This window comes from Streptomyces sp. CB01881 (assembly GCF_002953255.1).
Classification (GTDB): Bacteria; Actinomycetota; Actinomycetes; order Streptomycetales; family Streptomycetaceae; genus Kitasatospora.
Genome location: NZ_CP026498.1, coordinates 7,754,356 through 7,768,366 on the forward strand (window position 1 = coordinate 7,754,356; position 14,011 = coordinate 7,768,366).

The 14,011-nt window shown below is 71.3% G+C and carries 14 protein-coding genes; 8 read left to right on the forward strand and 6 right to left on the reverse strand.

What is annotated here, in order from left to right:
- Positions 1 to 88: 88 nt before the first annotated feature.
- The gene (locus C2142_RS23910) at positions 89 to 1,597 is read right to left on the reverse strand and encodes an oligopeptide:H+ symporter (protein ID WP_148644532.1); all 1,509 of its coding nucleotides are present in this window, start codon (positions 1,595 to 1,597) and stop codon (positions 89 to 91) included.
- Between the two features lie 329 nt (positions 1,598 to 1,926).
- Here C2142_RS23910 and C2142_RS23915 point away from each other — a divergent pair, with 329 nt between their 5' ends.
- Positions 1,927 to 2,601 (forward strand): response regulator transcription factor, encoded by a 675-nt coding sequence (locus C2142_RS23915; protein ID WP_030290974.1) that lies wholly within the window; start codon positions 1,927 to 1,929, stop codon positions 2,599 to 2,601.
- Between the two features lie 56 nt (positions 2,602 to 2,657).
- Positions 2,658 to 3,905, forward strand: coding sequence for an ATP-binding protein (locus C2142_RS23920; protein WP_148644533.1), 1,248 nt, complete (start codon positions 2,658 to 2,660; stop codon positions 3,903 to 3,905).
- Positions 3,906 to 4,050: 145 nt separating this feature from the next.
- On the opposite strand, the gene C2142_RS23925 is transcribed toward C2142_RS23920, so the two are convergent.
- Together C2142_RS23925 and C2142_RS23930 are read right to left on the reverse strand one after the other, a co-directional pair.
- Positions 4,051 to 4,743, reverse strand: a complete 693-nt coding sequence (locus C2142_RS23925) for an ester cyclase (RefSeq protein ID WP_148644534.1) — start codon at positions 4,741 to 4,743, stop codon at positions 4,051 to 4,053.
- 102 nt (positions 4,744 to 4,845) lie between these two features.
- Entirely contained in the window at positions 4,846 to 5,385 is a 540-nt protein-coding gene (locus C2142_RS23930) for a GtrA family protein (RefSeq protein WP_148644535.1), read from the reverse strand.
- A gap of 230 nt (positions 5,386 to 5,615) precedes the next feature.
- Here C2142_RS23930 and C2142_RS23935 point away from each other — a divergent pair, with 230 nt between their 5' ends.
- The 4 genes from C2142_RS23935 to C2142_RS23950 are packed head-to-tail and all read left to right on the forward strand — an operon-like array spanning position 5,616 to position 9,423.
- Positions 5,616 to 6,773: a 5-(carboxyamino)imidazole ribonucleotide synthase gene (locus C2142_RS23935; RefSeq protein WP_148644536.1), complete on the forward strand. Its 1,158-nt coding sequence runs from the start codon at positions 5,616 to 5,618 to the stop codon at positions 6,771 to 6,773.
- Positions 6,770 to 7,294, forward strand: coding sequence for a 5-(carboxyamino)imidazole ribonucleotide mutase (gene purE / locus C2142_RS23940; protein ID WP_148644537.1), 525 nt, complete (start codon positions 6,770 to 6,772; stop codon positions 7,292 to 7,294). The genes C2142_RS23935 and purE overlap by 4 nt, the downstream gene beginning before the upstream one ends.
- Before the next feature lie 23 nt (positions 7,295 to 7,317).
- The gene (locus C2142_RS23945; protein ID WP_148644538.1) at positions 7,318 to 8,544 is read left to right on the forward strand and encodes a dipeptidase; all 1,227 of its coding nucleotides are present in this window, start codon (positions 7,318 to 7,320) and stop codon (positions 8,542 to 8,544) included.
- A 42-nt stretch (positions 8,545 to 8,586) separates the two neighbouring features.
- Positions 8,587 to 9,423, forward strand: coding sequence for a MerR family transcriptional regulator (locus C2142_RS23950; protein ID WP_148644539.1), 837 nt, complete (start codon positions 8,587 to 8,589; stop codon positions 9,421 to 9,423).
- 7 nt (positions 9,424 to 9,430) lie between these two features.
- Here C2142_RS23950 and C2142_RS23955 read toward each other — a convergent pair whose 3' ends face one another.
- Together C2142_RS23955 and C2142_RS23960 are read right to left on the reverse strand one after the other, a co-directional pair.
- Positions 9,431 to 9,844: a CoA-binding protein gene (locus tag C2142_RS23955; RefSeq protein WP_148644540.1), complete on the reverse strand. Its 414-nt coding sequence runs from the start codon at positions 9,842 to 9,844 to the stop codon at positions 9,431 to 9,433.
- A 49-nt stretch (positions 9,845 to 9,893) separates the two neighbouring features.
- Positions 9,894 to 11,231, reverse strand: a complete 1,338-nt coding sequence (locus C2142_RS23960; RefSeq protein ID WP_148644541.1) for a UDP-glucose/GDP-mannose dehydrogenase family protein — start codon at positions 11,229 to 11,231, stop codon at positions 9,894 to 9,896.
- Between the two features lie 225 nt (positions 11,232 to 11,456).
- Between C2142_RS23960 and C2142_RS23965 the strand changes: the two genes are divergently transcribed.
- The gene (locus tag C2142_RS23965) at positions 11,457 to 11,678 is read left to right on the forward strand and encodes a hypothetical protein (RefSeq protein WP_148644542.1); all 222 of its coding nucleotides are present in this window, start codon (positions 11,457 to 11,459) and stop codon (positions 11,676 to 11,678) included.
- Between the two features lie 83 nt (positions 11,679 to 11,761).
- On the forward strand, positions 11,762 to 12,928 hold the full coding sequence (locus C2142_RS23970) for an acyl-CoA dehydrogenase family protein (RefSeq protein ID WP_148644543.1): 1,167 nt from the start codon (positions 11,762 to 11,764) through the stop codon (positions 12,926 to 12,928).
- Between the two features lie 17 nt (positions 12,929 to 12,945).
- Here the strand turns inward: C2142_RS23970 and C2142_RS23975 are convergent, their stop codons facing one another.
- Positions 12,946 to 13,893 carry a LysR family transcriptional regulator gene (locus C2142_RS23975; protein ID WP_148644544.1) on the reverse strand — a complete coding sequence of 316 codons (948 nt, stop codon included), beginning with the start codon at positions 13,891 to 13,893 and terminating at the stop codon, positions 12,946 to 12,948.
- Positions 13,894 to 14,011 lie beyond the last annotated feature (118 nt).

The following is a 14,011-nucleotide window of genomic DNA, read 5'->3' on the forward strand; positions in this document are numbered from 1 at the left end:
TGCGGGCGCGCCCGGAAACACGGCCGGGGCCGGTGCGGATCTCAGGAATCCGCACCGGCCCCGGAGCCAGTGCCAGGTCGGCTGGGCGTCAGTGCACGTCGCCCATCAGCTTCACGACCTTCTTGCGGTACAGCGCGAGCCCGATGCCGGCCACGATGGCCATGGCGCCCTGGACCGCGAAGTACCCGGTGGAGCCGACGACCTTGTCGCCCAGGACCAGCTGGAAGATCGCCGCGACGCAGTCACCGGCGGTGACGGCGAGGAACCAGACACCCATCATCTGGCTGGCGTACTTCGCCGGGGCCAGCTTGGTGGTGACGGAGAGGCCGACCGGGGAGAGGGTCAGCTCGCCGACGGTCTGGACCAGGTAGACCAGGGCCAGCCAGAGCGGGGTGACCTTGGTGCCGCCCGCGGCGGCGGCCATCGCCATCATCATGACCAGGAAGGACGCGCCGATCATCAGCAGACCGAAGGCGAACTTCATGGTGGTGCTGGGGTTCTTGGCCTTGCGGGACAGGGACACCCAGAGCCAGGCGAAGACCGGGGCCAGCGCCATGATGTACAGCGGGTTCAGCGACTGGAACCAGGTCGACGGGAAGTCGAACCCGAACAGCGTGGACGAGGTGTTCTCGTCCGCGAAGATGCTCAGCGTCGAGCCGGACTGGTCGTAGATCATCCAGAACACGGCGGCGGCGACGAAGAACCAGATGTAGCCGCTCATCCGGGACTGCTCGGTCTCGTCGAGGTCCTTGTCGCGCTTCACCTTGGCGAAGACGAACACCGGGATCGCGATGCCCGCGATCGACAGCGGCCAGATCGCCCAGTTGATGGTGAAGTGACCGGTCAGCGCGACGACGGCGTAGAACACCGTGGCCACGGCGAGCCAGATGCCGGCCTTCTTGAAGATCGCGCTCTTCTCGGACGCCGAGATCGGCGAGGTCACCACGTCGCTCTTGGCGCTCAGGTGACGGGTGCCGAGCAGGAACTGGCCGAGGCCGAGTGCCATGCCGACGCCGGCGAGGGCGAACCCGAGGTGCCAGTTGACGCTCTGGCCGACGGTGCCGATGACCAGCGGGGCGGCGAAGGCACCGAGGTTGATGCCCATGTAGAAGATCGTGAAGCCACCGTCGCGACGCGGGTCGTTCGGCCCGTCGTAGAGGTGGCCGACCATCGTCGAGATGTTCGCCTTGAGCAGGCCGGAGCCGATCGCGATGAACGCGAGGCCGACGAAGAACGAGACGCCGGCCGGGATCGCCAGCAGGAAGTGGCCGATCATGATGATCGAGCCGCCGACCGCCACGGTCTTGCGGGCGCCGAGGAAGCGGTCCGCGATCCAGCCGCCCGGCAGGGCGAGCAGGTAGACCATGGCCGTGTACACGCTGTAGACGGCGGCGGCGACGGCCGCCTTCATGCCGAGGCCGCCCTCAGCGACGGAGGCCGTCATGTAGAGGACCAGCAGGGCGCGCATGCCGTAGTAGCTGAAGCGCTCCCACATCTCGCTCATGAAGAGAGTGGCGAGTCCACGGGGGTGCCCGAGGAAGGTCTTGCCGCTGGGAGAGGCCGGCCGGAGGCCGGCGTCCAGGGTCGTAGACGCCATGTGTAGGGGTTCCTTGCCTGACGGCGTCCGCCAAGGGGGGTGGCGGCGGACGTGGACGGAACCACTCTACGTGGCGATATTTGGCGTCATCAGCTGACAAAAGACACCAATTAGGTATGGCGATGGTAAAGCCCGCGACAGATCCGCCTGGCTAATCCATGGTAGGGGCGACTTAAATCCTTCGGTTTCAAGATCGAAGCGTAGAATCTTCGCCGAACAGGCGGTCGGGGCATGGTCGTTGAGCGGTGATCGCCGTCCGTATAACGATCACGCTCTGTGAACTAGCTCACAGCGCCAAAGGGGTTACCCCGGCCGACTACCATCACCACATGACCTGTGTGCTGCTCGCCGAGGACGATCCGGCGATCTCCGAACCGCTCGCCAGGGCCCTGCGACGCGAGGGCTATGAGGTGCTCGTCCGCGAGGACGGTCCGACCGCACTGGCCGCCGGACTCACCGAGGAGGTCGACCTCGTCGTCCTCGACCTCGGCCTGCCGGAGATGGACGGCCTGGAGGTCTGCCGCCGCCTGCGTGCCGACGGCAAGAGCTGCCCCGTCCTGGTGCTCACCGCCCGCGCCGACGAGGTGGACACCGTGGTCGGCCTGGACGCCGGAGCCGACGACTACGTCACCAAGCCCTTCCGCCTCGCCGAGCTGCTGGCCCGGGTCCGCGCCCTGCTCCGGCGCGGCAACGTCGACCAGCTCACCACCGGCGCGCACGGGGTGAAGATCGACATCGAGTCGCACCGCGCCTGGCTCGGCGAGGAGGAGCTCACCCTCTCCGCCAAGGAGTTCGAGCTGCTGCGGGTGCTGGTCCGGGACGCCGGCCGGGTGGTCACCCGCGAGGAGATCATGCGCCAGGTCTGGGACACCACCTGGTGGACCTCGACCAAGACGCTGGACATGCACATCTCGTGGCTGCGCAAGAAGCTCGGCGACGACGCGGCCAACCCCCGCTACATCGCCACCGTGCGCGGGGTCGGCTTCCGCTTCGAGAAGAATTAGCCGCGACACGGATCCATCCCCCGCAGGGGGTTCGCAACACCACGGGGAGCGGCAGCGTGAAACGCCGGATGATCAACTCGCTGCTGGGCGTCGTCCTGGTGGTGGTCGTGGTGTTCTGCGTACCGCTCGCCCTGGTCGAGAAGCGCACCATCGTCAACTCGGCCCAGGACCGGGTGGACGCCGCCGCCGTCCGGGTCCTGGCCCTGGTGGAGAACCGGCTCGCCGCGGGCGAGCCGGTCACCGGCGACAAGTTCGCCAACCAGGTCACCGACGGCCAGTACGTCGAGGTGGACATCCCCGGCCAGACCCCCGTCTCCAGCGGCGAGCGGCCGGCCGGGAACCACCTGCTGAAGGCCGTCGAGCAGGGCGCCAGCGGTGAGACCGTCACCGTCGAGCAGTCCCGGGAGGCGGTCGACCACGAGATCGCCAACATGCTGCTGCTGCTCGGCGTGGTCGCCCTGCTCGCCGTCCAGGCCGCCGTCGCCCTCGCCGTCTGGCAGGCCAAGCGGCTCGCCCGCCCGCTCACCGACCTCGCCGAGACCGCCGAACGGCTCGGCTCCGGCGACCCCCGCCCGCGCGACCGCCGCTACGGGGTGCCCGAGCTCGACCGGGTCGCCGAGGTGCTGGACGTCAGCGCCGAGCGGATCGCCCGGATGCTCACCGCCGAACGCCGGCTCGCCGCCGACGCCTCGCACCAGCTGCGCACCCCGCTCACCGCACTCTCCATGCGGCTGGAGGAGATCACCGCGGTCGCCGAGGAGCCGGAGACCGTCAAGGAGGAGGCGACCATCGCCCTCCAGCAGGTCGAGCGGCTCACCGACGTCGTCCAGCGGCTGCTCACCACCCAGCGCGACCCGCGCAGCCCCACCGCCGTCGCCTTCGACCTGGACGACGTGGTCAAGCAGCAGGTGGAGGAGTGGGGCCCGTCGCTGCGCGGCACCGGCCGGGTGCTCCAGCTGGAGGGCCTGCGCGGGGTCACCGCGGTCGGCACCCCGGGGACGGTGGCACAGGTGCTCGCCACCCTGATCGAGAACTCGCTGATGCACGGCGCCGGGACGATCACGCTGCGGGTGCGGCCGTCCGGGACGTCCGTGGTGGTCGAGGTGCAGGACGAGGGCGCCGGGGTGCCGCCGGAGCTGGGCAACCGGGTCTTCGAGCGCGCGGTCAGCGGGCGCAACTCGACCGGCATCGGCCTGGCCGTCGCCCGCGACCTCGCGGAGGCGGACGGCGGCCGGCTCGAACTGCTGTCGCTGAAGCCGGCGGTGTTCGCGCTCTTCCTGGGGCGAAGCCGCAGGGACGACTAGCGCAGCCTGGGGCGGAGCCGCAGGGACGACTAGCGCAGCCTGGGGCGGAGCCGCAGGGACGACTAGCGCAGCCTGGGGCGGAGCCGCAGGGACGACTGGCGCAGCCTGGGGCGAAGCCGCAGGGACGGCCGGTGCGGCGCTGGGTTCAGCCGGGCTTCACCCCGAGCTGGCGCATAAGACTCATCACGTCCCACTGCCACCAGCCTTCGCAGATCATGCCGTCCCGGAAGCGGAAGGTCGTCGTCCCGCGCCCGACCACCGACTTGCCGGTGGACGGCACTCCCATGAAGTCGGCCTTCTGCGTGGCGTGCCAGGTCCACCGGGTGGCGACCTCGTCGCCCTCGGCGATCTGGCTCTCGATCGCGAAGGTGAAGTCGAAGGCTCCGACGTAGCCGCCGCAGCGCTCCTTGAACGCGGCCGGGCCGACCGCCTCACCCTCGCTGCCGTAGTCGCGGTCGCAGTAGTCGGAGGTCATGAGCTCGTCGATCACGCCGAGGTTGCCCCTGGAGATCTCCTCCAGCAGGCGGGTCGCGGCGGCCTTGTTGAACTGCGTGTCGCGGACCACGTCCAGGTCGGTGAAGGTCGGCGGCTCTTCGCAGAGCGCGACCATCTCCCGGAAGATCCGGTCGGTCTCGGGCAGGTGGGAGTTCTTCATAGCCTCCTCGTACGAGGCGAACTCCACGATCTCCACGACGTGCTTGGTGTCGGAGCGGTCCGTGGCGACCACCGCGTGGCCGGCGGTCCGCCTGCCCCTGGTCTGCTCGGCCCAGCTGTCCATGAGCCGGTTGAGGTCGTCCAACCTGTCGGTCTTGCAGTCGATGATCTGGACGAACGCCATGGCGAGCCTCCTGGGTCCCCCCGTGGCCTCGATCGTCCGCCGGCCGTGCTCGCCCTCGGTAACCACTGTCCTCTTGGGAGCAGGGGTGCGGCAAGCGGGCGGCTACTCGGCCTTGGCGTACCGGATCTCCTCGGCGGCCAGCATGAGTTCGGCCTGCGCCGCCAGCCCGCTGCCGGGCTCCTGGGCGGCCTCCGGCTCGGGGATGGCCGTGAACACCCAGGTCCGGTACGAGATGAAGCGGAACACCGTGGCCACCGCGAGGCCGGCCACCTTGGCGGCCAGCTGCTCGAAGTGCGAGTCGAGGCCCAGCACGTACACGGAGAAGCCCAGCACGCCGGTCTCGATGAGCATCCCGGCGCCGCTGAACAGCAGGAAGAGCGTGATCTCGCGCTTGCGGGAGGCGGCGTCGCGGTCCCGGTACAGCCAGTAGCGGTAGCCGAGGTAGTTGGTGGCGATCGCGACCAGCGTCGCGGCGATGTTGGAGCGCAGGGACGCCAGGTGCAGGCCGTTGATGCAGATCCAGAAGACGGCGAAGTTGACCACCACGCCGCTGAGGCCGACGAAGCCGAACTTCACCACCTCGCCCGACAGGCCGCGCAGTTTCTGCACCAGCGAGGGGTTCGACGCTTCGGTCGTCGCCATACCGGGCTGCCTCCATGTACCTGCGGACGAGGGACCCGGAGCGGGGGTGCTCGGCCGGCCCTTGAGCCCTGCGCGCACGCACATGATCGGACCACGCGTACCAGGACCTAGCGGTCCAGGCTACCCGCTTCCGCCGTTCGGCTCAGCCCCGCGGGCCCCGTGCTCTCCGGGACGCCCTCCGGCGGCGGAGCGGTTCCACGGGCTCCCACCGGCCCGGATATCCTGGCGGGGTGACTTCCCCGGGCAATGCGAATTTTCCAGTGGTGGGCATGATCGGCGGCGGGCAGTTGGCCCGCATGGCACACCAGGCGGGCATCCCGCTCGGGGTCAGGTTCAAACTCCTCGCCGACACGCCCCAGGACTCCGCCGCGCAGGTGGTTTCCGACGTCGTCCTCGGTGACTACCGCGATCTCGACACGCTGCGCCGCTTCGCGGCCGGCTGCGACGTGATCACCTTCGACCACGAGCACGTGCCGACCGAGCACCTGCGGGCCCTGCAGGCCGACGGCGTTGCCGTCCGGCCCGGCCCGGAGGCGCTGGTCAACGCCCAGGACAAGGGCGTGATGCGGGCGAAGCTCGACTCCATCGGCGTGCCCTGCCCCCGGCACCGGATCGTCGCCGACCCGGCCGACGTCACCGCCTTCGCGGCGGAGGGCGACGGCTACCCGGTCGTGCTGAAGACCGTCCGCGGCGGCTACGACGGCAAGGGCGTCTGGGTCGTCGACGACGAGCAGGAGGCGCAGGCGCCGTTCCTGGCCGGCGTCGCGGTGCTGGCCGAGGAGAAGGTCGACTTCGTCCGCGAGCTGGCCGCCAACGTGGTCCGCTCGCCCAGCGGCCAGGCCGTCGCCTACCCGGTGGTGGAGAGCCTCCAGGAGAACGGCGTCTGCGCCGAGGTCACCGCCCCGGCCCCGGACCTCGACCCCGCGCTGTCCGACGAGGCCCAGCAGCTGGCCCTGCGGATCGCCGGCGAGCTGGACATCACCGGCCACCTCGCGGTCGAGCTGTTCCAGACCCGGGACGGCCGCATCCTGGTCAACGAGCTGGCCATGCGCCCGCACAACTCCGGGCACTGGACCCAGGACGGCGCCGTCACCTCGCAGTTCGAGAACCACCTGCGGGCCGTCCTCGACCTGCCGCTCGGCGACCCCCGGCCGCGCGCCGGGTGGACCGTCATGGTCAACGTCCTCGGCGGCGACTACCCGGACATGTACCACGCCTTCCTGCACTGCATGGCCCGTGACCCGGGCCTGCGGATCCACATGTACGGGAAGGACGTGAAGCCCGGCCGCAAGGTCGGCCACGTCAACGTCTTCGGGGACGACCTCGACGACGTCCGCGAGCGCGCCCGTCACGCGGCCGCCTACCTGCGAGGAACGATCACCGAATGACCTCCCCCCTTGTCGGCATCGTGATGGGCTCGGACTCCGACTGGCCCGTGATGGAGGCCGCCGCCCAGGCCCTCGACGAGTTCGAGATCCCCTACGAGGTGGACGTCGTCTCCGCGCACCGGATGCCGCGCGAGATGGTCGCGTACGGCGAGAAGGCGCACACCCGCGGGCTGAAGGCGATCATCGCCGGTGCCGGCGGCGCGGCCCACCTGCCGGGCATGCTGGCCTCGGTCACCCCGCTGCCGGTCATCGGCGTGCCGGTGCCGCTGCGCTACCTGGACGGCATGGACAGCCTGCTGTCGATCGTCCAGATGCCGGCCGGCGTGCCGGTGGCCACCGTCTCGGTGGCGGGCGCGCGCAACGCGGGCCTGCTGGCGGTGCGGATGCTGGCGGCGTTCGACCCGGAGCTGACCGAGCGGATGACCGACTTCCAGGCCGAGCTGAACAGCCAGGCCACCGAGAAGGGGAAGAAGCTGCGGGCCAAGGTGGCGGGTTCCCCCTCCTTCGGCTTTGGGAAGTAGTCACATCGGATACAACAGCTCGTATGACCTCTGAGCTGCTGGACTCCTCCACCCCGTCGGACTCCGCCGCCCTGCTGGAGCGTGCCCGGGCCGTCCTCCGCGACACCCCCGTGGTGGACGGCCACAACGACCTCCCCTGGGCGATGCGCGAGCAGGCCGGCTACGACCTCGACGCGGTCGACCTGGCCGCCGACCAGCGCGACCGCCTGCACACCGACCTCGCCCGCCTCGCCGCGGGCGGGGTCGGCGCGCAGTTCTGGTCCGTCTACGTCCCCTCCCGGCTGGCCGGGGACCACGCGGTCAGCGCCACCCTGGAGCAGATCGACTTCGTCCGGGCCCTGGCCGGGCGCTTCCCCGACCGGCTGCGGCTCGCGGTCACCGCCGCCGACATGGAGGCCGCCCGCGCCGAGGGCCGGATCGCCTCCCTGATGGGCGCCGAGGGCGGCCACTCCATCGACTGCTCGCTCGCCACCCTGCGGGCCCTCCACGCGCTCGGCGTCCGGTACCTGACGCTCACCCACAACGACAACACCCCGTGGGCCGACTCCGCCACCGACAAGCCGGCCGCCGGCGGCCTGACCCCGTTCGGCGAGGAGGTCGTCCGGGAGATGAACCGGCTCGGCATGCTGGTCGACCTCTCGCACGTCTCCGCCGACACCATGCGTGACGCGCTGCGGGTCAGCGAGGCGCCGGTGCTCTTCTCGCACTCCTCCTCGCGCGCCGTCTGCGACCACCCGCGCAACATCCCGGACGACGTGCTCGCGCAGCTGCCCGCCAACGGCGGCGTCGCGATGGCCACCTTCGTGCCCAAGTTCATCCTGCCCGCCGCCATCGAGTGGACCGCCGCCGCCGACGAGAACATGCGCGCCCACGGCTTCGACCACCTCGACACCACCCCGGCCGGCATGGCCTGCCAGCGCGCCTTCGAGGAGGCCAACCCGCGCCCGGTCGCCACCCCGGCCACCGTGGCCGACCACCTCGACCACATGCGCGAGGTGGCCGGCGTCGACCACATCGGCATCGGCGGCGACTTCGACGGCACCGCCTTCCTCCCGGCCGGGCTCGACGACGTGGCCGGCTACCCCAACCTGATCGCCGAACTGCTGCGGCGCGGCTGGTCGGAGACCGACCTCGGGAAGCTCACCTGGCACAACGCGGTGCGCGTCCTGCGCGACGCCGAGGCCGTCGCCCGCGACCTCCAGGCCACCCGCGGCCCGTCCATCGCCACCATCGGCCGGCTGGACGGCTGAGCTGTTGACTCTGCCCCTGGGGCAGACGGGAGCGTGACCGGTGTGGAGGACACCCCGGAAACCCAGCTGGCCATCGGCGAATTCGCCCGCCGGTCACGGCTCTCGCTCAAGGCCCTGCGGCTCTACGACCGGCTCGGCCTGCTCGCCCCCGCCCGGGTCGACCCGGACACCGGCTACCGCTTCTACGGTGCCGGCCAGGTGGAGCAGGCCAGGCAGATCGCGCTGCTGCGACGGCTCGACATGCCGCTCGCGGCGGTCGCCGACGTCCTGGCGGCCGGGGGCCCGGCCGGAGCCGACCTGGTCGCCGGGTACTGGGCTTCGGTCGAGCGCCGGATCGCCGTGCAGAGGGAGCTGGCGGTGTACCTCCGCGTCCAGTTGTCAGGTGGCGGAGAGAGGACCCCCAGCATGTATCCCATCGAGCGGCGCGAGGTACCCGAGCAGACCGTCCTGAGCGAGCGACGGCACGTCAGGATCGGGGAGTTGAGTGCGTGGATCCCGGCCGCCTGCCGGCGCATGGAGGCCGTCGCGGACGGCTGCGGCGGGGTCGCCGGCCCGCCGTTCGTGATCTACCACGGCGAGGTGAGCGAGGACGGCGACGGCCCGGTGGAGGTCTGCGTCCCGGTCGACCCCGCGCTGGCCGGGCACGCCGGCCCGGCCGCCACCGTGCGGGTCGAGCCGGCGCACGATGAGCTCTACACGCGGCTGACCCGGTCGCAGATGGACTACCCGTACCTCCTCGGCGGTTACGAGGCCGTCCACCGGTCCGCCGACGAGCGGGGGCTGGAGGTCGCCGGCTCCGCCCGCGAGATCTACTTCGGCCCCTACGTCGGGCCGGACCCGCAGGAGCCGATCTGCGACGTGGCGGTGCCCGTCCGGTAGCGCGAGGTCAGCCGAGCAGCGGGATCTCGATGGCCGGGCACCTGTCCATCACCATCGCGACCCCGGCGGCCGTGGTCCGCTCGTAGGCGGCCTCGTCGACCACACCGAGCTGGAACCAGACCGCCTTCGCCCCGGCGGTGACCGCCTGGTCGGCCACCTCGCCGGCGAGGTGGCTGTTCACGAAGACGTCCACGACGTCGACTTCGAACGGGATCTCGGCGAGCGAGGAGTACCCCCGCTCGCCGAGGACCGTCTCGGCCTTGGGGTGGACGGGCACGATGCGCTTGCCGTAGCGCTGGAGGACGCGGGCGACACCGTGGGCCGCGCGGGCGGTGTTGGTGGAGAGGCCGACCACCGCCCAGGTGTCGCCCCGGGCGGTGAGGATGTCGCGGACCGTCGCGTCGTCGCCGTAGCTCGTCATGCCGGTGACAACTGAGCTCCGGCGCCCGGGATTCCCCGGGCCCGGGCCGCTAGCTCGGGCGGCCGAGCGCCCGGTACGTCCAGCCGGCCGCGCGCCAGGCGTCGGCGTCCAGGGCGTTGCGGCCGTCCAGCAGGCGGCGCTCGGCGACCACCGTGCCCAGCTCCTCCGGGTCGAGGGCGCGGAACTCCTGCCACTCGGTGAGGTGCAGCACCACGTGCGCGCCCTCGGCGGCCTCCAGCGGCGAGTCCGCGTAGGCCAGGCCGGGGAACATCTTGCGGGCGTTGTCCATGGCCTTCGGGTCGTACACCGTGACCTGGGCGCCCTGGAGCTGGATCTGGGCGGCCACGTTGAGCGCGGGAGAGTCCCGGATGTCGTCCGAGTTCGGCTTGAAGGCGGCGCCGAGGACGGCGACCCGGCGGCCGAGGAAGCCGCCGGCGCACTGCTCGCGGGCCAGCTCGACCATCCGGGAGCGGCGGCGCATGTTGATCGAGTCGACCTCGCGCAGGAAGGTCAGCGCCTGGTCGGCGCCCAGCTCGCCGGCCCGGGCCATGAACGCGCGGATGTCCTTGGGCAGGCAGCCGCCGCCGAAGCCGAGGCCGGCGTTGAGGAACTTGCGGCCGATCCGCTCGTCGTGGCCGAGCGCGGTGGAGAGCAGCGTCACGTCGGCACCGGCGGCCTCGCAGACCTCCGCCATCGCGTTGATGAACGAGATCTTGGTGGCCAGGAAGGAGTTGGCGGCGGCCTTGACCAGCTCGGCGGTGGCGTAGTCGGTGACCACGAACGGCACCCCGGCCGCGATCGGGTCCGCATACACCTCGCGCAGCAGCTGCTCGGCGCGCCCGCCGCGCGTGCCGACCACGATCCGGTCCGGTCGCAGGGTGTCCTGGACGGCGAAGCCCTCGCGCAGGAACTCCGGGTTCCAGGCGAGCTCGGCACCCTCCCCGACCGGGGCCAGCGCCGCCAGCCGCTCGGCCAGCCGGCTCGCCGAGCCGACCGGGACGGTGGACTTGCCGACCACCAGCACCGGACGGGTCAGGTGCGGGGCGAGGGCGTCGATCGCGGCGTCCACGTACGACATGTCGGCGGCGAACTCGCCCTTGCGCTGCGGGGTGTTGACGCAGACGAAGTGCACGTCGCCGAACTCGGCGGCCTCCTGGGCGGAGGTGGTGAAGCGCAGCCGGCCGGTCGAACCCTCGTGGCCCACCACGTGCTTGAGCAGCAGCTCGGACAGGCCCGGCTCGTACATCGGGACCCGGCCGGCGCTCAGCGTGGCGATCTTCTCCGGGTCGACGTCCAGCCCCAGCACCTCGAAGCCGAACTCCGCCATGGCGGCGGCGTGGGTGGCGCCGAGATAACCGGTGCCGATCACGGAGATGCGGAGGGCCACGGGTTCCCCTTTGCGGAATCTCGACCTGGGCGGGTGCGGGCGGACATGACGTGCGAGCACCGATGCTATCCGCCCGTACGGGTGCCGCCCAGGCCGTCCCGGCAGCACCGGGTTCCGGCCGTGGGAGCGTGGTTTCCGGGCAGGACACGGAGCGTGGCACCGGGCGGGGGTGCGATCCCGGCCGAACCCCGGTGCGGGAGGTGTGACCGGCGGCACAATGCGCGCATGGATTCGAACCCGGCGAGCACGGACGAACCCGAGGGCGCCCGGGAGGCGGCCGGGCTCGGTCTCTTCGAGCCGCGTGAGCCGCACGGACCGCGCGATCCGCAGGGTGAGAACGGTGAGAGCGGGGAGGGCGGGGAGGCGATGCGCAACGACCGGATGCCGCAGTACTTCCAGGAGCACCGGACCGGCGACACCCTCGGCACGGACGTCGACCGAACCTAGGCAGCCGCAGGTCGGAGCCCTAGGATCTACTTAACGGTAGCTAACTGACTTCACTCCTTCATCACACGAACGAGGCGGGAATCATGGCGGGCAGCGCAGGAGCGGCGGACTTCGATCTCTTCCGGATCTCCGAGGAGCACGAGATGCTCCGTGAGGCGGTGCGTTCGCTGGCCGAGGCGAAGATCGCTCCGTTCGCGGCGGAGGTGGACGAGCAGGGCCGGTTCCCGCAGGAGGCGCTGGACGCGTTGCAGGGCAACGACCTGCATGCGGTGCACGTGCCGGAGGAGTTCGGTGGTGCGGGGGCGGACGCGCTGGCGACGGTGATCGTGATCGAGGAGGTCGCGCGGGTGTGCGGCTCGTCGTCGCTGATCCCGGCGGTGAACAAGCTGGGTTCGCTGCCGGTGCAGTTGTCGGGTTCGGAGGAGCTGAAGGCGAAGTACCTGGGGGCGCTGGCGCGGGGCGAGGGGATGTTCTCGTACTGCCTGTCGGAGCCGGAGGCGGGTTCGGACGCGGCGGGGATGAGGACGCGGGCGGTGCGGGACGGTGACTTCTGGGTGCTGAACGGGGTGAAGCGCTGGATCACCAATGCGGGTGTGTCGGAGTTCTACACGGTGATGGCGGTGACGGATCCGGAGCTGCGGTCGAAGGGCATCTCGGCGTTCGTGGTGGAGAAGGGTGACGAGGGGGTCTCCTTCGGTGCGCCGGAGCGGAAGCTGGGGATCAAGGGTTCGCCGACGCGTGAGGTGTACTTCGACAACGTGCGGATTCCGGCGGACCGGATGATCGGTGCGGAGGGGACGGGGTTCGCGACGGCGATGCGGACGCTGGACCACACGCGGGTGACGATCGCGGCGCAGGCGCTGGGGATCGCGCAGGGGGCGTTGGACTACGCGAAGGGGTACGTGCGCGAGCGCAAGCAGTTCGGGAAGCCGGTCGGTGACTTCCAGGGTGTGCAGTTCATGCTGGCGGACATGGCGATGAAGCTGGAGGCGGCGCGGCAGCTGACGTATGCGGCGGCGGCGAAGTCGCAGCGGGGGGACGGGGACCTGACGTTCTTCGGGGCGGCGGCGAAGTGCTTCGCGTCGGACGCGGCGATGGAGATCACGACGGACGCGGTGCAGTTGCTGGGCGGGTACGGGTACACGCGGGACTACCCGGTGGAGCGGATGATGCGGGACGCGAAGATCACGCAGATCTACGAGGGCACCAACCAGATCCAGCGCATCGTGATGGCCCGCAACCTGCCGTAACGCGCCACTACGCGCCACTACGCGCCGCGGCCCCCGGTCACCCGAGGTGACCGGGGGCCGTTCTGCGCCGTCGGCCCGCCAGCCCGCCAGCCCGCCAGCTCGCGGACCACGGCGGCGAATCCGTGCACCAGCGGGTTGTCCGCGCCCTCCGGCCAGGCGAGCGCGACCCGCAGCGGCTCGACGTCGGTGAGCGGGACCCAGACGAGGTCCGGGCGGGCGTAGTAGCGGGCCAGGCCGGCCGGGGCGAAGCAGATGGCGGCGCCCTCGGCGACCTGTTCCAGCATCTCCTCGACGTTGTCGTTGGTCGGCCCCCAGCGCGGGGTCGAGCCGTCCGGGCGCGGGTTGACCGCCCACCAGTCGACCCAGGCGCGGGGCGCGCGCTCGGTCCACATCAGCAGCTCGTCGTTGACCTCCAGGACGGAGATGCCCGCGCGCCCGGCCAGCCGGTGGCCGCCGGGCAGACCGGCGACCCTCGGCTCGGTGTGGACGATCTCCGCGTGCAGCCCGGTGAGGTCGGCGGGCAGCCAGACGAAGGCGACGTCCACCCGGCCGTCGCGCAGCCCGTCGGCTTCCTGGCCCCAGTCGAAGCGCTTCGGCTCGACCCGTACGCCCGCGTGCCGGCGGGCGAACTCGGCCCGTGCGCGGGTGGTCAGCTCGCCTGCTCCACTGGCCTCGAAGCCGACCCGCAGCACTCCGTCCGCGGCCCGCCGGTGCCGCTCGGCGGCGGCCGTGATCCGCTCCGCCTGGGCGACCGTGCGGCGGGCCTCGGCGACCACGTCGAGCCCGGCCGCGGTGGCGCTGACCCCGCCGGAGTGGCGGTCGAAGAGGCGGATGCCCAGCTCGGTCTCCAGGTTCCGCAGGGCGTAGGAGAGGGCGGGCTGGCTGACGTACAGACGGGCGGCGGCGCGGCCGAGGTTGCCCTCGTCGGCGATCGCGATCAGGTAGTGCAGCTGACGCAGCTCCATGCGGTGATCATAGGAGCCGATGATCACGGGAGTTGGAGATCACGGGAGTTGGCGATTGCAGGAGTTGGCGATCATCCGGTGGCCATAAAGCCTCCTTATCGAGCGACCAGGGTTCTGT